Annotated in this window: 20 protein-coding genes; 8 read left to right on the top strand and 12 right to left on the bottom strand. The window is 64.7% G+C overall.

Going from position 1 to position 19778, the window contains the following annotated elements; translation table 11 throughout:
- Position 1: 1 nt before the first annotated feature.
- From ribH to glyA, 5 genes are all read right to left on the bottom strand, one after another.
- Positions 2–493 carry a 6,7-dimethyl-8-ribityllumazine synthase gene (gene ribH / locus ACVIW0_RS17210; protein ID WP_456754438.1) on the bottom strand — a complete coding sequence of 164 codons (492 nt, stop codon included), beginning with the start codon at positions 491–493 and terminating at the stop codon, positions 2–4.
- 218 nt (positions 494–711) lie between these two features.
- Positions 712–1320: a riboflavin synthase gene (locus ACVIW0_RS17205; protein ID WP_461353388.1), complete on the bottom strand. Its 609-nt coding sequence runs from the start codon at positions 1318–1320 to the stop codon at positions 712–714.
- Positions 1320–2477, bottom strand: a complete 1158-nt coding sequence (ribD, locus tag ACVIW0_RS17200; RefSeq protein WP_461353387.1) for a bifunctional diaminohydroxyphosphoribosylaminopyrimidine deaminase/5-amino-6-(5-phosphoribosylamino)uracil reductase RibD — start codon at positions 2475–2477, stop codon at positions 1320–1322. The genes ACVIW0_RS17205 and ribD overlap by 1 nt, the downstream gene beginning before the upstream one ends.
- A complete protein-coding gene (nrdR, locus tag ACVIW0_RS17195; RefSeq protein ID WP_016844999.1) occupies positions 2474–2956 on the bottom strand; it encodes a transcriptional regulator NrdR in 483 nt (160 codons plus the stop codon). Before nrdR ends, ribD begins: the two co-directional genes overlap by 4 nt.
- Positions 2957–3030: 74 nt before the next feature.
- Positions 3031–4332 carry a serine hydroxymethyltransferase gene (gene glyA, locus ACVIW0_RS17190; RefSeq protein WP_461353386.1) on the bottom strand — a complete coding sequence of 434 codons (1302 nt, stop codon included), beginning with the start codon at positions 4330–4332 and terminating at the stop codon, positions 3031–3033.
- Positions 4333–4954: 622 nt separating this feature from the next.
- Between glyA and ACVIW0_RS17185 the strand changes: the two genes are divergently transcribed.
- The 4 genes from ACVIW0_RS17185 to ACVIW0_RS17170 all read left to right on the top strand — a co-directional run bounded on the left by ACVIW0_RS17185 (position 4955) and on the right by ACVIW0_RS17170 (position 9071).
- A complete protein-coding gene (locus ACVIW0_RS17185; RefSeq protein ID WP_461353385.1) occupies positions 4955–7234 on the top strand; it encodes a TonB-dependent siderophore receptor in 2280 nt (759 codons plus the stop codon).
- 383 nt (positions 7235–7617) lie between these two features.
- Positions 7618–8295 carry a glycerol-3-phosphate 1-O-acyltransferase PlsY gene (plsY, locus tag ACVIW0_RS17180; protein WP_461353384.1) on the top strand — a complete coding sequence of 226 codons (678 nt, stop codon included), beginning with the start codon at positions 7618–7620 and terminating at the stop codon, positions 8293–8295.
- Between the two features lie 126 nt (positions 8296–8421).
- A complete protein-coding gene (locus ACVIW0_RS17175) occupies positions 8422–8655 on the top strand; it encodes a hypothetical protein (RefSeq protein WP_461353383.1) in 234 nt (77 codons plus the stop codon).
- Positions 8656–8681: 26 nt separating this feature from the next.
- A complete protein-coding gene (locus ACVIW0_RS17170; RefSeq protein WP_461353382.1) occupies positions 8682–9071 on the top strand; it encodes a PRC-barrel domain-containing protein in 390 nt (129 codons plus the stop codon).
- Between the two features lie 584 nt (positions 9072–9655).
- On the opposite strand, the gene ACVIW0_RS17165 is transcribed toward ACVIW0_RS17170, so the two are convergent.
- The 4 genes from ACVIW0_RS17165 to ACVIW0_RS17150 form a co-directional block, all read right to left on the bottom strand.
- Positions 9656–9877, bottom strand: a complete 222-nt coding sequence (locus ACVIW0_RS17165; RefSeq protein WP_146985603.1) for a hypothetical protein — start codon at positions 9875–9877, stop codon at positions 9656–9658.
- Between the two features lie 20 nt (positions 9878–9897).
- Positions 9898–10128 (bottom strand): hypothetical protein, encoded by a 231-nt coding sequence (locus ACVIW0_RS17160; protein WP_461353381.1) that lies wholly within the window; start codon positions 10126–10128, stop codon positions 9898–9900.
- 248 nt (positions 10129–10376) lie between these two features.
- Positions 10377–10895, bottom strand: coding sequence for a transcriptional regulator LdtR (gene ldtR / locus ACVIW0_RS17155; protein WP_024583358.1), 519 nt, complete (start codon positions 10893–10895; stop codon positions 10377–10379).
- Positions 10896–11551: 656 nt separating this feature from the next.
- On the bottom strand, positions 11552–12013 hold the full coding sequence (locus tag ACVIW0_RS17150) for a DUF6163 family protein (protein ID WP_461353380.1): 462 nt from the start codon (positions 12011–12013) through the stop codon (positions 11552–11554).
- Between the two features lie 213 nt (positions 12014–12226).
- Between ACVIW0_RS17150 and hemB the strand changes: the two genes are divergently transcribed.
- A complete protein-coding gene (gene hemB, locus ACVIW0_RS17145; RefSeq protein WP_461353379.1) occupies positions 12227–13291 on the top strand; it encodes a porphobilinogen synthase in 1065 nt (354 codons plus the stop codon).
- Here the strand turns inward: hemB and ACVIW0_RS17140 are convergent.
- Entirely contained in the window at positions 13275–13934 is a 660-nt protein-coding gene (locus ACVIW0_RS17140) for a DUF6151 family protein (RefSeq protein WP_461353378.1), read from the bottom strand. The genes hemB and ACVIW0_RS17140 overlap by 17 nt on opposite strands.
- Positions 13935–14091: 157 nt before the next feature.
- Here ACVIW0_RS17140 and ACVIW0_RS17135 point away from each other — a divergent pair, with 157 nt between their 5' ends.
- Together ACVIW0_RS17135 and ACVIW0_RS17130 are read left to right on the top strand one after the other, a co-directional pair.
- Positions 14092–14649 (top strand): RDD family protein, encoded by a 558-nt coding sequence (locus ACVIW0_RS17135; RefSeq protein ID WP_461353377.1) that lies wholly within the window; start codon positions 14092–14094, stop codon positions 14647–14649.
- Positions 14650–14735: 86 nt separating this feature from the next.
- Positions 14736–15512, top strand: coding sequence for an arginyltransferase (locus tag ACVIW0_RS17130; protein ID WP_137477745.1), 777 nt, complete (start codon positions 14736–14738; stop codon positions 15510–15512).
- 106 nt (positions 15513–15618) lie between these two features.
- On the opposite strand, the gene ACVIW0_RS17125 is transcribed toward ACVIW0_RS17130, so the two are convergent.
- Positions 15619–16992, bottom strand: a complete 1374-nt coding sequence (locus tag ACVIW0_RS17125) for an Nramp family divalent metal transporter (RefSeq protein WP_461353376.1) — start codon at positions 16990–16992, stop codon at positions 15619–15621.
- Positions 16993–17143: 151 nt separating this feature from the next.
- On the opposite strand from ACVIW0_RS17125, the gene ACVIW0_RS17120 reads away from it, so the two are divergent.
- Positions 17144–18388 (top strand): MFS transporter, encoded by a 1245-nt coding sequence (locus ACVIW0_RS17120; RefSeq protein ID WP_461353375.1) that lies wholly within the window; start codon positions 17144–17146, stop codon positions 18386–18388.
- A gap of 437 nt (positions 18389–18825) precedes the next feature.
- On the opposite strand, the gene ACVIW0_RS17115 is transcribed toward ACVIW0_RS17120, so the two are convergent.
- Positions 18826–19686 (bottom strand): LysR family transcriptional regulator, encoded by an 861-nt coding sequence (locus ACVIW0_RS17115; RefSeq protein WP_461353374.1) that lies wholly within the window; start codon positions 19684–19686, stop codon positions 18826–18828.
- Positions 19687–19778 lie beyond the last annotated feature (92 nt).

Raw genomic sequence — 19778 nt, 5'->3', positions numbered from 1 at the left:
ATCAGGCCTTTGCCAGGCGGCGTTTGATCCGCAGCATCGCGATCGCCGCGCGCGCGGCATCGCCACCCTTGTTCAGTTCGCTGGCCCGCGCCCGCGCCCAGGCCTGCGCCTCGGTGTTGACAGTGAGGATTCCGTTGCCGAGCGGGAATTTCCGGCTCACGGCCAGATCCATCAGGCCGCGCGAGGATTCCTGCGAGACGATCTCGAAATGGATGGTGTCGCCGCGCACCACGCAGCCCAGCGCGATCGCCGCGTCATAGGGCTTGCCGTTCGCCGCGGCGGCATCGATCGCGATCGCGATCGCAGCCGGAATCTCCAGCGCACCCGGCACGGTGATGACGTCGTGGCTGGCGCCGGCCGCCTTCAGCTCGGCCAGCGCGCCTTCCAGCAGCGCATCCTGGATGTCGTCATAAAACCGGGCCTCGACGATCAGCACGCGCGCGCCTGATATGTCGGTCTGGTCCTTCAGGGGTGCGCGCCGCGCGTCAGCCATTGCGTATCCATTTCATTTTTCATTTTGTTGACATGCACCGATAACCTTGCATGTCAACGTTTCGCGAGTTTTTAGTCGCCCCAACGCCTGAAGCCAAGCAGGAATGCTTCAAACACGGTCGTTCCGGGATGGTCCGCAGGACCAGACCCGGAACCTCGAGATTCCGGGTTCGATGCTACGCATCGCCCCAGAATGACGTCTGCGTGACGGCTACGCGGTCATTTCATCTCCGACAGCCTTGCCGCGTAGCGGGCCATCAGGTCGACCTCGATATTGACCTCGCTGCCGGCCTTCCAGCCGCTCAGGGTCGTGACGGACAGCGTGTGCGGGATGATCAGCACCGAAAAGGTGACGTCCTCGACCGTATTCACGGTCAGCGAGACACCATCCAACGTGACCGAGCCCTTGGCCGCGATGAAACGCGCCAGCTCGCGGGTGGTTCTCAGCTCAAAGCGCGCCATGTCGGGCAGATCGTCGCGCTTGACGATGGTGGCGATGCCATCGGCGTGGCCGGCCACGATGTGACCGCCGAGCTCATCACCGATCTTGAGCGCGCGCTCGAGGTTGAGCCGGCCGCCCTGCACCCAGTGCTTGGCGGTGGTCATGCCGAGCGTCTCGGCCGCGGCATCGACGTCGAACCAGGTCTTGCCGTCGGCTGTGCCGGAGGCGACCACCGTGAGGCAGACGCCGTTGCAGGCAATCGAGGCGCCGTCGGCGATCGTGGTCTGGTCGTAGTCGCAGGCGATCCGCAACCGGTGCAGTTGCCCCTGTGCGACCGGCTTCAGGCTGACGATCTCGCCGATATCGGTGACAATTCCGGTAAACATTACGCACGCTCGTAGATATTGAGACTGTCTTTGCCGAGGGCTTCGCTAGCACGAAGGATGAAGGCGGGCGACTGCGCGATTGCGTCGAGCGGCATTGCGTCCAGCGCGGGAACGCCATCGGCACCGATCGCATCGGGCCCGCGCAGCAGCCAGATTTCATCGACCAGGCCGGCCGCCACGAAAGAATTTGCCACGCGCGCGCCGCCCTCGACCAAAAGCCGCGTGATCCCCTTCTCCGCCAGCGCATGCAAGACGGCCGGCAGGTCGAGCCCGGCCGCGCCGGTGGCCACGCGGATCACCTCTGCGCCGGCGGCGCCGAGCTTCATTGCGGCGGGCGCCTCCGCCATGTCAGACGTCGCTACCCAGAGCGGCGTCTCGCGCGCGGAATGCACCAGGCGGCTGTCGCCGGAGATCCGCAGCGCGCGATCGAGCACGATCCGCACCGGCGAGCGCGCCGCCATGCCGGGGAGCCGGCAGGTCAGCAGCGGATCGTCAGCCTTCACCGTACCGATGCCGACCAGGATCGCATCGCTCCGCGCGCGCAGCAGATGCACGCGGGTCCGCGCCGCCTCGCCCGTGATCGCGACCGGTCGGTGACCGCTGGCCGCGATCTTGTCGTCGGCGGACACCGCGAGCTTGAGGATCACATGCGGGCGCTTCTCCGTGATCCGGCGGAAATGTCCGGCATGGTCATGCGCGGCTTCCGCCCGGCACAGCCCGACATCAACGCTGATACCGGCGGCACGCAGTTTGGCGTGCCCCTTGCCGCCGACCTCCGGATTGGGATCCTCGATCGCCGAGACCACGCGGGCAAGCCCGGCCGCGACCACGGCATCCGCACAGGGCGGCGACCGGCCGAAATGCGAGCAGGGTTCGAGCGTGACGTAGAGCGTGGCGCCGCGCGCCGCCTCGCCTGCCCGCCGCAGCGCCTCGACCTCGGCATGCGGGCGGCCGCCCGGTTGGGTCCAACCACGACCGACGATCACGCCATCCTTGACGATCACGGCGCCGACCGCCGGATTGGGCCAGGTGCGCCCGAGCCCGCGGCGGCCGAGCGCGAGCGCAAGCTGCATGAAGCGCAGGTCGGCGGCTTTGGCTGCTTCCCTGGCCTCTTTGGCTTTCTGCGCGAACTGGTCTTCGAGAATGCGAAAGATCATTTTCGCAACGTTGCGAGCCGCGGATCCTCTTCGCCGGTCAGCTCGTCGAGCACGGCTTCAAAGTCCTTGGCTTCGCGGAAATTGCGATAGACCGAGGCGAAGCGCACATAGGCGACGTCGTCGAGCTGGCGCAAATGCTCCATCACGATCTCGCCGATCGCCTCCGAGGAGACCTCCGCCTCGCCGCCGCTTTCGAGCTCGCGCACGATGGTCGAGACCATCTTCTCGACCCGCTCCGACTCCACCGGGCGCTTGCGCAGCGAGATCTGCAGCGAGCGCACCAGCTTGTCGCGGTCGAACGGCACGCGGCGGCCGTTGCGCTTTATCACGGTCAGCTCGCGCAGCTGCACCCGCTCGAAGGTCGTGAAGCGGAAGTTGCAGGCCATGCAGACGCGGCGCCTGCGGATCACCGCGGAGTCCTCGGTCGGACGCGAGTCCTTGACCTGCGTATCGAGAGAATTGCAGCTCGGACAACGCATCCGACGGGACCTCTAGCTTGTTTGCGCGTGAGCTCTTCGGAAAACCGGTGCCACTTTTCCGGATCACGCGGCTCTTACTGATAGATCGGGAAGCGATCGGTCAGCGCCTTGACGCGCTCCTTGATCGCGGCCTCGACCAGGGGTGCCTTGCCGTCCGGCGACTGCGCCAGCGCGTTCAGCACCTCCGCGATCATGCCACCGACCTGCTTGAACTCGGCGACTCCGAAGCCGCGCGTGGTCGCGGCCGGCGTGCCGAGGCGCAGGCCCGAGGTCACGAACGGCTTCTCGGGATCGAACGGAATGCCGTTCTTGTTGCAGGTGATGCCGGCACGCACCAGCGCCTTCTCGGAGACGTTGCCCTTCAGGCCCTTCGGCCGGAGGTCGACCAGCATCAGATGGTTGTCGGTGCCGCCGGACACGATGTCGAGGCCGTGGCCGCGCAGCGTCTCGGCCAGCGCCTTGGCGTTCTCGACCACGTTCCTGGCGTAGACCTTGAAGTCCGGCCGCAGCGCCTCGGCGAACGCGACCGCCTTGGCCGCGATGACGTGCATCAGCGGACCACCCTGCAGGCCGGGGAAGATCGCCGAGTTCAGCTTCTTGGCCAGCGTCTCGTCATTGGTGAGGATCAGGCCGCCGCGCGGACCGCGCAGCGACTTGTGCGTCGTTGTGGTGGTGACGTGGGCATGCGGCACCGGCGAGGCATGCACGCCGCCCGCGACCAGCCCTGCGAAATGCGCCATGTCGACCAAGAGATACGCGCCGACCGAGTCAGCGATCTCGCGGAAGCGCTTGAAGTCCCAGGCGCGCGAATAGGCCGAGCCGCCGGCGATGATCAGCTTCGGCTTGGCGATCTCGGCCTGCTTCTGCACCTCGTCCATGTCGATGATCTGGTCCTCGCGACGCACGGTGTAGTGCGCGGCCTTGAACCACTTGCCGGACATGTTGACCGGCGAGCCGTGGGTGAGATGGCCGCCGGCGGCGAGGTCGAGGCCCATGAAGGTGTCGCCGGGTTGCAGCAGCGCCAGAAACACCGCCTGGTTCATCTGGCTGCCGGAATTCGGCTGGACGTTGGCAAAGCCCGCGCCGAACAGCTTCTTGGCGCGCTCGATCGCCAGGTTCTCGGCGACGTCGACCCATTCGCAACCGCCGTAATAGCGCGCGCCCGGATAACCCTCCGCGTATTTGTTGGTCATCACCGAGCCCTGCGCCTCCAGCACGGCGCGGCTGACGATGTTCTCGGAGGCGATCAGCTCGATCTCATGGCGCTGCCGGCCGAGCTCGCCCTTGATCGCGGCGGCGATCTCGGGATCGGCCTCGGCGAGACCAGCCGTGAAGAAGGAATCGGGCGCGGAAGCAGTTTTGGGGGATGAGGTCATCGGCGAAATATCTCCACCGCCGCAAGCCTTTAGGCAGGATGCGGACGGTCACGAGTGGCGGTCGAAGCTGGTTTCAGAGCGTTATCACATCGCCCCAAAATGGCCAAGCAATTGCGGTCCCCCGCGGTCAATTATGCCAGATATGGTGGGGATGGCGGGGATTGCCAGCGGGCTGGGTCGGCAGCCCCGCCCCCCGATTCGGGCTGGCCGTTGGCCCCGGTTCCAGGCCGGCCGGGCCAGTATGTGAATGGAACGTGATGGAGCCCTCCCCGATCGCGCATGTGCCGGACTGGCGATAGAGGCGGTCATCCCCTTGCACTTCGCGAGAACAGAACCCAGCAGCTTGCGTCGCTTACAATCATCACGCGTTTGATCACGAGCGTGGCGTCAACGAGACCATGACTCGCGCATCGATTTTGAATCGTTCAATTCTTGAATCGTTCAACACTGGATCGATTCAAAGCTCTCACGTGATGCGTGCAATTGCGCACCGCACGTCGTTGTCTCTCGGTCACACACCCAAGCTTTGCGCACAGCTTCGACAGCTTCTAACCGCGCGCGGGCTGTCAACGAACATCAGCGTGATAACGACGCCGAAGAAAATTCTCTTCGGGGGCGTTGAATGTCGGACGGATGGATTCGGCCGCAGCGGTTGGCTGCTTCGGCCTTGGTGGTGTTCTCGGTTGCGAGTGCGGACGATGTGTCCGCGCAGACGCAATTGCCGTCGGTGACGGTCGATGCGCCGCAGCCGCGGCAAGCGGCGCGATCGCAGCAGCCTTCGCAACGGACCACGCGCGCACGCAGCGCCGCACGGCGCGCGACAACCGCGCCGGTCGCCGCGCAGCCACAGGCCGCGCAGCAGGCCGCAAGCGGAGGCGCCGGGCACGAGCGCGCCAACGGTCCGGTCACCGGCTATCTGGCGCGGCTGAGCTCGAGCGGCACCAAGACCAGCACGCCGATCATCCAGACGCCGCAATCGGTGAGCGTGATCAGCGCCGAGCAGATCCGCGACCAGAAGATCGTCAGCAAGTTCGACGAGGTGCTGCGCTACACGCCGGGCGTGATCGGCGGCACCTACGGCGCCGATTTCCGCAACGACTGGTTCATGATCCGCGGCTTCCCCGCGCAGAACGAGTCGCTGTTCCTCGACGGCCTGCAGCTGTTCTACACCTCCTATGCGAGCTGGAAGCTGCAGCCCTTCAATCTCGAGCGCGTCGAGGTGCTGCGCGGTCCGTCCGGCATCCTGTATGGCGGCTCGGCGCCCGGCGGCCTCGTCAATGCCGTGAGCAAGCTGCCGTCCGCCGAGCCCATTCGCTACATCGAGACCGGCATCAATAATTTCGGCAACGCCTACACCCAGTTCGACATCGGCGGCGCGATGGCGCAGCCCGCCGGCGGCCAGGTGCAGTATCGCCTAGTCGGCCAGGCCCAGGGCGGCGGCACCCAGACCGACTATGTCTACGACAACAACTTCTTCTTCGCCCCGTCGGTGACCTGGCGGCCGGATGCCGACACCAGCCTCACCGTGTTCGGCATGGCTTCGCACGCCAACACCCGCGCGCTGAACTTCCTGCCCTATGAGGGCACCGTCACCAACGCGCCGTTCGGCAAGATTCCGACCAGCCTGTTCGCCGGCGATCCCAATGTCGACCAGTTCCGCCGCGATCAGGAGATGGTCGGCTACCAATTCCAGAAGAGCATCACCGACAGCGTCGACTTCCGGCAGAATGCGCGCATGGCGCATGTCGACGTCTACTATGCCGGCCTCTACGGGCTCGGCTACGCGACGACGCCGGCGGCCGCCGACATCAGCCGCGGCAATTTTTACGCCCGCGGCATCGCCACCCAGCTCAATCTCGACAATCAGGTCGAATATCGCTTCTCGACCGGCGCGCTGCAGCACACCGCGCTGGTCGGCGTCGACCTGAAATATTACGGGATCGACGACCGCCAGGGCTTTGGCATGGGCACCAACCTCAACGTGCTCAATCCGGTCTACGGCAATAACCAGCCGTTCAGCGGCGCGCTGTATCAGAACGCCTATCTCACCCAGGGCATGGCCGGGCTGTATCTGCAGGATCAGGTCAAGCTCGATCGCCTGACAGTCGTGCTGTCCGGACGCCAGGACTGGGTCGATCTCACCAACAACAACCGGATCGGCGCCGATCAGAGCCGCCAGGACAGCCAGTTCTCCGGCCGCATCGGCGCGATCTACAATTTCGACGTTGGCGTTGCGCCCTACGTGTCCTACATGACCGGCTACAATCCGGTTGTTGGCACCAATGCTGCCGGCCAATTGCTGCTGCCGGAGACCTCCGAGCAGACCGAGATCGGCGTCAAGTACGAGCCGGTCGGGCTCAACGCGCGGTTCGGCGTCGCGCTGTTCGACCTGAAGCGCAAGAACGCACTGACGACAGACCCGAACAATCCCCTGTTCCAGACCCAGAACGGCGAGGTCACCTCACGCGGCGTCGAGCTCGAGGCGGTCGCCAACATCACGCGGGATTTCAAGCTGGTGGCGAGCTACACCAATTACGAACTGTTCGTCAGCAAGGACCTCAATCCCGCGCTGATCGGCACGGTGCCGACCAACACGCCGCGCGAGCTCGCCTCGGTCTGGACCGACTACACCTTCCGCGATGGTCCGCTCGCAGGCTTCGGCCTCGGCGGCGGCGTGCGCTATGTCGGCGCGTCCTTTGCCGACACCGCGAACACCGCGCGCGTACCGGGCGTCGTGCTCGGCGACCTCGCCTTGCACTATGAGTGGGACAACCATTGGCGCGCGGCGCTCAATGTCGTGAACATCACGGACAAGATCTACGTCGCGAGCTGCGCGACCATCAGTTCCTGCTACTACGGCGATCGCCGCCGCATCACGGCAAGCCTCGGCTACAAATGGTGAGCATGCCGCGAGGCATTCTGTTCACGATCATTGCGACAGCGAGAGGCGGTGTTCGGCCGCCGCTCTTTTTTTGACCGTCGTCAGGATGGTGTCAGCATGGCGCGCTAGGTTTCGCGCCGCGGTGATATTTGCCGCGCCCAGACTGGCCCGCTCCGAAATGCGAGCCCCGGAGCGGGCCTTTTACATCGCCAAGGGGTTTCCCGAGGCGGCCGGGACGATTCGTCGTCACTGCGCCGGCCGCCGAAGCCGTTCGTAATGGCCGTCGGGCCTTTTGCACCACATCGAGACCGCAATCCCGCATCAACAGTCCCTGCCCGTTCCCGGCGCGGCCGCGATGGACATCGAACGATGATTGCCCGACATTGCCGCGTCGAGGGCAAGCGATGATGTTCTGGATTGCAGGTCTGGTTGGATTGACGGCCGCATATCTGCTCGGTTCGATTCCCGTGGGCTATCTGGCCGGGAAATTGCTGCGGGGCATCGACATCAGGGAGCACGGTTCCAGATCCACGGGGGCAACGAACGTGCTGCGGACCCTGGGCAGGTGGCCTGCGCTGGTCGTCCTCCTGCTCGATGTGCTGAAAGGCGCGGCCGCGATCGAATTTGCCCGCTGGTTCTATCCCTGGCTCTCCACATGGCCATCGGTCACGCCACCGGCAGCGTTTGATCCACAACGCTTGGTGCCCTGGGCAGTTTGCCTCGCCGGCCTTGCCGTGTTGCTGGGGCACGGCCGTTCGATCTGGTTGAATTTCACCGGCGGCAAATCCGCCGCAACCGGGCTCGGCGTGCTGCTGGCGATGTCCTGGCCTGTGGGTTTGGGGGCCGCGATCGCCTTTGGCATCGTGGTCGCGCTGTTCCGGATTGTCTCGCTCGGTTCGATGCTGGCGGCGCTCACCGCGATCGCGCTGGTCTGCGGCCTGGAGCAACCATTGCCCTACCGGCTACTCGTCATTGTGGGCAGCCTGTACATCATCATGCGCCATCGCGCCAACGTTCAACGGCTGCTGGCCCGGACAGAGCCACGCCTGGGACAGCGATCGAATGCGACATCGCGCAGCTAGCGCTGAGTCCGCGAACTAATCCTCGTTGGCCAAAACGGGCCGAGCAGAGGCCGCAGATGCTAGGAACCTTTGCCAATTTTTCCCGTTCCACCTCCGCCGATTGTACGGCTATTGGAGGAGACAAACATGAGCGTTAGAGCAATTGTCGCGGCATCCCTGCTTGCCGCCTTCGTCACGCCGGCTTTTGCCGCGGACGAATACTACGTCGTGCAGGACGTCAAGACGAAGAAATGCACGATCGTCGACCAGAAGCCGGTCGACACGACGACCACCGTCGTCAGCCCATCAGGCACCGTCTACAAGACCCGCTCCGAGGCCGAGGCCGGCATGAAGACCGTCAAGGTCTGCAGCTCCGACTAACCGGCGTTCAGCCAAGGAGTTCTCTGATGAAGAAATTTGCCATCGGCTGCATCGTGGCTGCAGCGCTCGCGACCGCCGCGCATGCGGCAACCACCATGTCCTCCGCCCCGACGGAGAGCTGGACCATCACCAACTATTACAAGCAGAACGTCTACGACCCGAAGGAATCCAAGATCGGGACGATCGACGACGTGCTTGTCGACAAGTCGGGCAAGGTGACCGGCCTCGTCGTTGGCGTCGGCGGCTTTCTCGGCGCCGGCGAGAAGGACGTGATCGTGCCATACACGGCGGTCAAAACTCAGAAGAAAGACGACAAGTGGTGGCTCACCCTCGACGAAACCAAGGACAGCCTGAAGGCTGCGCCGGGCTTCAAGTACGATCGGGCCAGCACGACCTGGAAGCCGGAGAGCAAGTAGGCGCTGAAGTCCCGTCTGCTCGCTGATGCGCAGACGGGACGCAATGGCGATTTCATTTGATCGACGGTCGCCGGCGGCTGCGCTGAAGGCAGACCGCGCGCACCACAACGAAAACAAACCCCACCATCCCGAGGCCGTTCGTTGATCCGCTTGACCAGGTCAGGGAGGCGGCGATCCGTGCCTGGCTGGCGATATCGGAAAGCGGCGCGCGGGGAATTGGGATGCCGCACAACACAACGCCGCCCGCTTGAAACACGTGCGGACGGCGCTGGTTCTAGCCCCAGGAGGGATATGCAAAATCCTGATGAGTATAGGTCGCGCGAGAAGTGCCGCGGTCTCATACCCCAGAAGAGGTAGCTCAAGGCGGCCGGGCTTCCCACGATCGCCCCAACCGACGCCCGGCACGGAGGTTCACAGCACCGGCGTTCGCTACTCCCAGGCCTGGCCCGACTGGACGATCCAGTACGCCGCGGCCTCTCGGCTCAAGCACTGCTGCCTCTGGAATACTGGATCACCCGCTTTCGCGGGTGATGACAGCGAGCAAGCTGTTTGACAGGTGAACCAGCAACAGGGAACGAGAGCGCCTACAACCCCGTATACCCGGCCTTCACATGATCGGTGCTGCCGTCGAGCTGGCGCAGATAGGTCAGCCCGCACACGGTCAGCCGATGCGTGTCGCGCTCGCCGGCGTCGAACAGCGTCTGCACGTACTCCGTCACCTTCGCCCGCGCCTCGTCGCTGGCTGCGGACGTGCGATTGAGCAGCAGATCGTACGTCTGCATGATCCGATCGATAGCGGCTTGCATTGAAGTCTCCGGGTTAACGCTCAGGCGACCACCAGCGTCTCTTCCTCGAACTTCGCGATCGCCTTGTTGGCGAGGCGGAGCCGGTTCAGCTCACCGCGCTGGAACAGCTTGACGATGATGCCGAGCAGACGCTCATTGGTGGCGAACGTGTCGGGAATGGCGCCGGATTTGCGCAGATAGTTCGAGGCGATCGCGTAGGCGTCACCGACGACCTCGACACTCAGCACCTCGATCTCGCGTTCGACCAGCATGTCCCTTTTCTCCGTTGGGAGACGGAATAAAGCGCGGGGCATGGCTTGGTTCCTGGCCGGCATCCATTTATTTTCGCGGGTGCAGCATGACCATACGCAACATGAAAAACGCATCGGCCGGGCATGACCGATGCGTTAACTGGAGCAAGGCTGGACTGAAGCAAGGCTGAACTGAAGGAAGGCTGCCGGTCTTCTCACACGGCCGGCTTGGCCATCAGGCGAAAAAGCAGGACTGAAGCGACAAGGGTTCAGAGGCGATACAGGATCTGGTCGGTCCAGAACCGCTCGAGGCGATGCAGCGACTTGTTGAGGCTCGCAAACTCCTCGTTCGAGATGCCGCCGACCTGCTCCACCGTCTTGACGTGCTTCTGATAGAGCGCGTCGACGATCTTGCGCACTTCCTGGCCCTGCGGGGTCAGGCGGATGCGGACCGAGCGGCGATCAACGCGTGAGCGCTGATGATCGAGGAAGCCGAGCTCGACGAGCTTCTTCAGATTGTAGGAGACGTTGGAGCCGAGATAGTAGCCGCGGGTGCGCAGCTCGCCGGCGGTCAGCTCCTTGTCACCGATATTGTACAGCAGCAGCGCCTGCACCGAGTTGATGTCGGCGCGGCCGCGACGATCGAATTCGTCCTTGATGACGTCGAGGAGCCGGCGATGCAGCCGCTCCACCAAAGTCAGGGCTTCGAGATAGAGCGGCTGCACCGGAGCTTGGCCGGCAGCGCGATCGGCGGCATCCGCCGCCGTTGTCGCAACGGCTTTCATCATGACACTTCCCCTGTTTGTCGTTTTTATCGACTTTATTCGACGAAACTTGTGTCCCGCCTGATAGGTCCAACGTAAGGGGGCCGTTTGAATATCCGCTTAAATAAGAGAATAAAGAGATCATGAATTTAAGACAGTGAATCGTGGATTAAGCCCATGGATCAAGGGCTTTTCGCAACTTTTCATTGACGGTGGCGGCCCCCTGTTCACGCTTCGTCTGCCTGGACTGTCACATTCGGAAACAGCATCGTTCGAATTCGAAACGGCGGCGTAAGGTGTGTGAGGGAACCCTTTACGGTGACCGATCGGTTACCGGAAAATTCTTCGAAAATTTTATCGGGGTGATCGGCGGGATGCGCGCAAGCGGGCATCATTCATCGCGGCCAGACCGGTTCCGCCGTCAGCCCGCGCAAAGCCGGCCGGCACACGCGCCGAGATCCGGTGAAATGGGTCCCGACGGCAGGTCCCGCAGAGACGCCTTGGGAATGGGGCGCCTCGAAAGGGATGCGATCTGTCGGTACTCACCTAGCAGAACCAGCTGACCTGTCTTCTCGTTGGGCGCACGGCTGCCAAAAATCGTCAGCCGCCGCCGGGTATTCGCAGGGCTGTCGCAGTCAGGCAACAGTGCCTCAGGCCACCCCGATGCGCGGACCCTTATTTTATGGCGGGCGTTCGCGCGCCGACATCCAGGCCAACGCCAGATAGGCCGCGAGCATCAGGGCCTCGAGCCCGACCACGGTGAGGCTGCCGCCATAGATGCCGGGAAACATCAGCTCGATGACCGCCATCGACACCACGGTGGTCAGCCAGACCACGGCGCCCCAGGGTGTCGCGAGCCAAAGCCCGACCGCGGCGACGAGCTCGATGACGGCGAAATAGATCGTGGCGGTCTGCCAGGCCATCGACTGGTTCTCGAAGGCCTCCTCCTCGCCGCCGACGAAGCCCGTCACCTGGGCCCAGTGGTAGAGGCCCTTGGCGACCGAGACCACCGCCATGATGCGCAGGAAGATGACGAGACGCCGCGTCCAGGCATTGTCGTCCGGCTCGATCCGGTCGGACGAGATCGCGCTGACCGAGATGGCGTTGTCGCGCGGCTGATCGCGTGCAGAGGTGTCAGACATCCGAATCGCCGAAGAACGGCTGCAAATTGGGGTTCATGGCGCAGTCTTGGCCCGCCGGGGACGCAAAATCAATTGCCGTTGCGGCAATTCAAGGGCGACCGGGATGCAATGGCGGCGCAATGACGGCGCCGCTACGAGGTGCTAGAACTCGAATTATATCAGGTCCAGACCAGTATCAGGTCCAGACAAGGCTGCCGTCGAGGAGAAGACAACATGGCGATCAAATTCGGGCGCCCGATCGAACTGCGCGACACGCCGCGGCGCCAGACCGATGCCCTCGCCTCCCCCTCGCTCGACCTGACGATCCGGATGCGCCGCAACCGCAAGACCGAATGGGCCCGCCGTCTGGTGCGCGAGAACGTGCTGACCACCGACGACCTGATCTGGCCGATGTTCGTGGTCGACGGCCACAACGTCCGCACCCCGGTGGCCTCGATGCCCGGCGTCGAGCGGCTCACCGTCGACCAGATCGTCCGCGACGCCGAGCGCGCCGCCAAGCTCGACATCCCCTGCATCGCGCTGTTTCCCTTCACCGAGCCGTCGCTGCGCGACGAGCAAGGCTCGGAGGCGCTCAACCCCGACAATCTGGTCTGCCAGGCGGTACGCGCGATCAAGCAGGAATTTCCGGATATCGGCGCGCTCTGCGACGTCGCGCTCGATCCCTTCACCAGCCACGGCCATGACGGACTGATCGAAGGCGGCAAGATTCTCAACGACGAGACCGTCGCGGTGCTGGTCAAGCAGGCGCTGACCCAGGCCGAAGCCGGCTGCGACGTGATCGCGCCGTCCGACATGATGGATGGCCGGATCGGCGCGATCCGCGCCGCACTCGACGACAACGGTTTCGGCGACGTGCAGATCATGTCCTATGCGGCGAAATACGCCTCCGCCTTCTACGGCCCGTTCCGCGACGCGATCGGCTCGGCCAAGACGCTGACCGGCGACAAGCGCACCTATCAGATGGACAGCGCCAATTCCGACGAGGCATTGCGCGAGGTCGAGCTCGACATCGCGGAGGGCGCCGACATGGTGATGGTGAAGCCTGGCATGCCCTATCTCGACATCGTCCGCCGCGTGAAGGACAATTTCGCGATGCCGACCTTCGTCTACCAGGTGTCCGGCGAATACGCGATGATCGCAGGCGCCGCCGCCAATGGCTGGATCGACGGCGAGCGCGCGATGATGGAGAGCCTGGTCGGCTTCAAGCGCGCCGGCGCCGACGGCATCCTGACGTATTTCGCGCCGCAGGCCGCCGCGAAGATCAAGGCGGAGCGCTGAGCTCCGTCGGGCCCGCGGCCGGCGCCGTCGGATGCGGGCCACACAGCGGACGCAATGCGTCGCGTTGCTGTCGCGCCAGCACGGTCAGCGGATAGATCGGCTCGCCGGTCTCGCGCCTGAAAAACGGATGCGGCCACGCCTTTCCGCGCAGGCGCCAGCCCAGCACCTTGCCGATGGCGCGCGCGATCAGCGACAGGTTCAATCCGGTCGAGCCCTTCGGCGCCTCGCCAACTGCATATTTCCCGAGGATCGCGCCGACCGGTTTGCCGAATGCTTCATCGGCACGGTCCGCGCCGCCGTCAAACGCCGACGCGACAATTCCGACGAACGGGACCCGTGGCGTCAACGTGTTGCCGACCGGGGTGTTGCAGCATGTCGCGTACCAGCGGAACAGCCCCTTCGGCGTCAGCCGGACGCCTGCGATCTTGTCTTGTCCCTGCAAGAAGCCGAGCGACGACGGCGCGACCTGGACGATATCGGTGCCGCCGTGGGCATCGAGCAGATCGGCTCGGCCGAGGTGATGAAGAAACGCTTGGCAATCATCACAGTAGCAGGTCACGCGATTGGCCGATTTGGGTGACGGGTTCGAGACGACACCGAACACCTCTCCGCACCTGCAGCGCAGCCCGATCCGTGTGCTCATGGGTTCCTCTCGGCTTGCCGGACGCAACATACACGTTCCGCGGCCGCTTCTGGCCGCCGAATCGCCGGAATATTTCGGCTAGTTAATGTTCGCGCGGGCTTGGCAGGCGAACCTCCTGTTCCCATGTCCTGCGCGGGAGTTTCCTCGGAGGTTGGTCATGTCTTACGGCAATGACGGTAGCACTCGGCGCAGCGAGACCTGGCGCAATGACGGCGGCGTGCCTCCGCATGCGTTCGATCCGTCGATAGAGCCGGATCTGTTCCGCGGCGTGCTGACGCGGCGCGTGTTCGCGTTCCTGATCGACCTCTTCGTGCTGTCGGTGCCGGTGATCCTGGCCGTGATCTTCATTGCGGTGTTCGGCCTCGTCACGCTCGGCCTCGGCTGGGCGCTGTTCTGGCTGGTGTCGCCGGCCTCGATCGTCTGGGCCATCGTCTATTACGGCGCCTCGATCGGCGGCCAGCATTCGGCCACCATCGGCATGCGCATGATGGATCTGGAACTGCGCACCTGGTACGGCGCCCGCGGCTATTTCGTGCTCGGCGCCACCCATGCGGTGCTGTTCTGGGTGACGGTCTCGTTCCTGTCGCCGCTGGTGCTGCTGGTCGGCCTCGTCAACGGCCGCCGCCGGCTGCTGCACGACATCATCCTCGGAACCGTTGTTATCAACAGCTCGGTGCGGACCCAGGTCGGTCCGGCGGCGCGGGCCTCCTATTAGGGCCACCTAAACCAATTGACCGTTAGCCTCCGGGGGGCGATGCTAACGCGGCTGCCTGTACTGTTTGTGGAGCCCGACGATCCGACGTGACCCAGCACTCGCGTGATACCCCGCAGTTCTATCTGACGGCGCCCTCGCCGTGCCCGTATCTCCCGGGCCGCCACGAGCGGAAGGTTTTCACGCACCTGGTCGGCGACAAAGCGGGCGATCTCAACGACTTGCTGACCCATGGCGGCTTCCGCCGCAGCCAGTCGATCGCCTACCGCCCGGCCTGCGACCAGTGCCGGGCCTGCGTCTCGGTCCGGGTGATCGCCAATGAATTCCGCCCTTCCCGCAACTTCCGCAAGGTTCTGGCCCGCAATGCCGACATCATCGGCGAGCAGCGCACGGCGGTGCCAACCTCGGAGCAATATTCGGTGTTTCGGGCCTATCTCGACCGCCGCCACCGCAATGGCGGCATGGCCGACATGACCGTGCTGGACTACGCGATGATGGTCGAGGACAGCCATGTCGAGACGCGGATCATCGAATATCGCAAGCGCAACGCCGACAGCGCCATCACCGGCCGCGGCGACGAGCTGATGGCAGTGGCGCTGACCGACGTGCTCAGCGACGGGCTGTCGATGGTCTATTCCTTCTTCGAGCCTGGGCTGGAGAGCCGCTCGCTCGGCACCTTCATGATCCTCGACCACATCGCCCGCGCCCGCCGGCAGGGCCTTCCTTACGTCTATCTCGGCTACTGGATCGAGGGCTCCAAGAAGATGGACTATAAGGGCCGCTTCCTGCCGCAGCAGCGGCTCGCGCCGTCCGGCTGGCTGCGCGTCGACGCGTCAGGCGAGGTTTTGGCGGAGCCGCAGGACTAAAGTGCGATGAGTTTTGGTTGAATCGTTAGACCGGTCTCACACCTCTCCCCGTTGGGGAGAGGTGAACTGTCGACGCCGTTCCAGCTCAACCTAATCTCATCATGCTCTAGGTGCCGACGATCGTATCGATCAGCAGCTTCACGTTCAGGATCACGATCAGGCCGGCGACAGTCCACGCCGTGATCGCAACCGGGCGCGGGATCGCGAACGCGCCCATCTTGCGCTTGTCGGACACGAAGCGCACCAGCGGGATCACCGCGAACGGCAGCTGCATCGACAGCACCACCTGGCTGAATACCAATAGCTGCGCGGTGCCGCTCTCGCCGTAGAGCGCCGCGACCACGACGACCGGGACGATCGCGATGCCGCGGGTCACCAGCCGTTGCAGCCAGTCCGGCAGCTTGAGGTCGAGAAAGCCCTGCATCACGATCTGGCCGGCCAAGGTCGCGGTCACCGTCGAGTTGAGGCCGGAGGCCAGCAGCGCCACCGCGAACAGCGTCGAGGCGATGCCGAGCCCGAGCAGGGGCGACAGCAGCTCGAACGCCTGGTCGATCTCGGCGACGTCGGCATGGCCGCTCTTGTGGAAGGTCGCGGCCGCCAGCACCAGGATCGCGGCGTTGACGAACAGCGCCAGCATCAGCGCGATGGTGGAATCGGTGGTCGCCCATTTGATCGCATCGCGCCGCCCCGCCTCGGTGCGCGGATAGGCGCGGGTCTGCACGATCGAGGAGTGCAGATAGAGGTTATGCGGCATCACGGTCGCGCCGATGATGCCGATCGCGATGTAGAGCATCTCCGGATTGGTGACGATCTCGCGCGACGGCATGAAGCCGCCGAGCACGCCGGCGATCGGCGGCGCGGCGGCGCCGATCTGCACCACGAAGCAGACCGCGATGACGATCAACAGCGCGATCACGAAGGCCTCGAGGAAGCGGAAGCCGCGGTTCATCAGCAGCAGCAGCAGGAACGCGTCGAGCGCGGCGAGCAGCGCGCCGCCGATCAGGGGAATGCCGAACAGGAGCTTCAGCGCGATCGCGGTGCCGATCACTTCGGCGAGATCGCAGGCGATGATCGCGGCCTCGCAGGCGAGCCATAGCAGCAGGTTGACCGGGCGCGAATAGGTGGCGCGGCAGGCCTGCGCCAGGTCGCGGTCGGTGGCGATGCCGAGCCGTGCGGCGAGCGCCTGCAGCAGGATCGCCATCAAATTGGAGAGCAGGATGACCGACAGCAGCGTGTAGCCGAACTTCGATCCACCCGCGAGGTCGGTGGCCCAATTGCCGGGGTCCATGTAGCCGACCGAGACCAGATAGCCGGGTCCTGCGAAGGCGAGCAGCCGCCGCCACCACAGGCCGCCGGTCGGGACCGCAACCGTCGCGTTCACCTCCGGCAGGCTGCGGGCATGGCCGGCGTCACTGCGCCAGCCGCCCGGCACGGTGCTGGAGGCGGCAACGGAAGGCATTTCAGGGGTCCTGGCATCCATGACGTCAGGATGGCCGATCTCGCCCGTTATTGCAACTCATTTGCAACTGCATCTAGCGGTCCTCGCGCAGGCGTGTTGTCGGGAAGCGGGTGGGTTCCGGCGTTGGGCGGCGCGACAATGGTGTGCAATCCAGAATTCAGGGAACGACGCCATGTCCGCCGATACGCCGCCTCGCCTGCCAAGCACCTTCAATCGCCTGGCTTGGTCCAACCTCGCCGCGCAATCGGCCGAGCAGATCGCGCTTGCGGCCGCGCCGATCGTCGCGGTGCTGGTGCTCGGCGTCGGCGAAGGTCAGACCGGCCTGCTGCAAACTGCATTGACCTTGCCGTTCATCCTGTTCGCCATTCCCGCCGGACTGTTGGCCGACCGCGTGTCGCGGCGCTGGGTGATGGCGGGCTCCGAGGCGCTGCGCGCCGCAGCGTTGGCCGCAATCCTGCTGTTGCTGTGGCTCGGCCTGATGACCCTGCCGCTGCTTGCCTTGCTCGGCTTCATCGCAGTCTGCGGCACGGTCGCCTACAGCGTCGCGGCGCCGGCCCTGGTCCCGTCGCTGGTGACATCACAGCAATTGCCGGCCGCCAATGCCCGCATCGAGCTGGCACGGACCGTCGCCTTCGCCAGCGGTCCCGCACTCGGCGGCGTGCTGGTCGGCTGGGTCGGCGCCGCGCCTGCGTTCGGCTTCGCCGCGGCGTTGTCGGCGATCGCGGTCGTGCTGCTCGCCGGCCTTTACGAGCCGGCGCGCCAGCCCGCCCCTCGGCGTCATCCGATGCAGGACATCAAGGAAGGCGCTGTTTTCGTGATGCACCACGCGCTGCTGCGGCCGGTGTTCATCACCCAGTTCATCTTCAACACCGCGTCGTTCCTGCTGCTCGCCGTGTTCGTGCCCTATGCGGTGCGCCATCTCGGGCTCAGCGCCACCGGCGTCGGCACCACGCTTGCGATGTACGGCGTCGGCATGGTGGTCGGCGCACTGTTCGCGACCCGGGTGATGAAGCGGCTGGCGTTCGGCACCGTGATCGGGCTCGGCCCGGTGACCGGCCTCGTCGCCTCACTGGTGATGGCGCTGACCACCTGGGTCGCGACGCCGCTGCTCGCGGGCCTCGGCTTCTTCCTGCTCGGCGTCGGCCCGATCCTGTGGGTGATCTCGACCACCACGCTCAGGCAATCGGTGACGCCGCCCTCGCTGCTCGGCCGCGTCTCGGCGATCAACATCATGAGCTACGGCGCCCGCCCGCTCGGCTCCGCGCTGGGCGCCATCGTCGGCGGCCTCTACGGTGCCGAAGCCTGCCTGTATCTCGCGGCCGCGATCTTCGCCGCCCAGGCGCTGGTGATCCTGCTGTCGCCCGCGGTGTCGCTGACGCGGCAGCCCGACATGATCGGCGAGCCCGCGCGGTGCTGAACAGCCTCCACTCCAGCATCATTGCGAGGAGCTCGCGACAAAATTGCAGTGCAATTTGGCGCTGAAGCGACGAAGCAATTCATTCCTCGGCAAGCGGACCGGGCCCGGTGTTAGCTAGTCGTTGACCCGTAGCCGGCGATTCCTCCGACCATCCCGGAGGCCGGTTCGCTGAGGTAGACGGACTTCGTTCAGTTCAATCGTCATCGACCGCTTTTGACCCGAAGCGGACGAAGACGGACAGATAAGGAGATCGAGGTCCGGACGCAACCGGACTTTGCCGCAGCAGATGCGATCGTAAGACGTGAATTCATTGGCAGTTTCTCGCTGCCTCACCTCGTTCCAGCCGCTCAACAGCTGGCAAAAATCCGGAGGCTGCCGAGACAAGTCGTTTACAAGCAGTCCGCAGTTGTGCCAGTCAAAGGCAAGGGCGAGCCTCCTCAAATCGTCGGCCGTGCCGGTGATTGCCCAAGCGCCAGCAGTGCAGTCGCGAGCGCGGCTGCCGCCTTTTCCGGCCGAGCCTTCTCGTAGATCGCAAACTCAAGGTCGGGAAGACGCGGCAGTCCGGTTTCCAGTCCTAGAATGCGCAAGCCTGTGATGACCGCGCTCGCCGGAAGCGGCGTGATGGCAAGGCCGGCAAGCGCCGCTGCGCGCACGCCTGTCAAGCTGGGGCTGGTATAGACGATCTCCCAGATCCACTCGCCGTTGTCGAGCGCGGCCAGCGCCGCTTCGCGCGATACCGACCTCTCCCGATAAAGCGCAAGCGGAAGCACCGAACCCGGTACGAGATCGAAGGTCTCGGCCGCCGCCCAGACCAGCGGCTCGCGCCAGACCAGTCGTCCGCGTGACGTGCCGAGCGGGCGTTTGGCGAACACGACATCAAGTCGCCCAGCATTGAGCTGCTCGATCAGTTCTGCACTGACACCGATCTGCACCTCGAGCTTCACGGCTGGATGCAACGTGGCAAAGCGACCGAGCGCCGAGGGCAGCGAGCCGCCGGCAATTTCCTCGACTACCCCGAGACGGACCATACCGGACAAGCGCGGCGCCGCCAGACGATGGCGGGCCGCCTCCTCAAGCTGCAGCAGACGACGGGCATCGACGAGTAGCATCTCGCCATCGTCGGTGAGCGCAACGCTTCGGGTCGTGCGCCGGAAAAGAGGTCGCTTCGTCTCTTGTTCCAGGCGCTTGATCTGTTGGCTGATGGTCGACTGCGTCAGGTTGAGCTGATCGGCAGCGCGGTGGAATCCCCCGCACTCGGCGACAGCGACGAAGGCGCGCAGCAGGTCGAAATCGAGCATGCAGTTTGATCGCGTTTTTCAATCAATGATATTATAAAATATCGTTTCTATAATCAATGACGAACTCCTACCGTTCGCTGAAGGACACCAGC

This window comes from Bradyrhizobium sp. USDA 4454, assembly GCF_054822705.1.
This window is presented reverse-complemented; position numbering and strand designations above follow the sequence as displayed.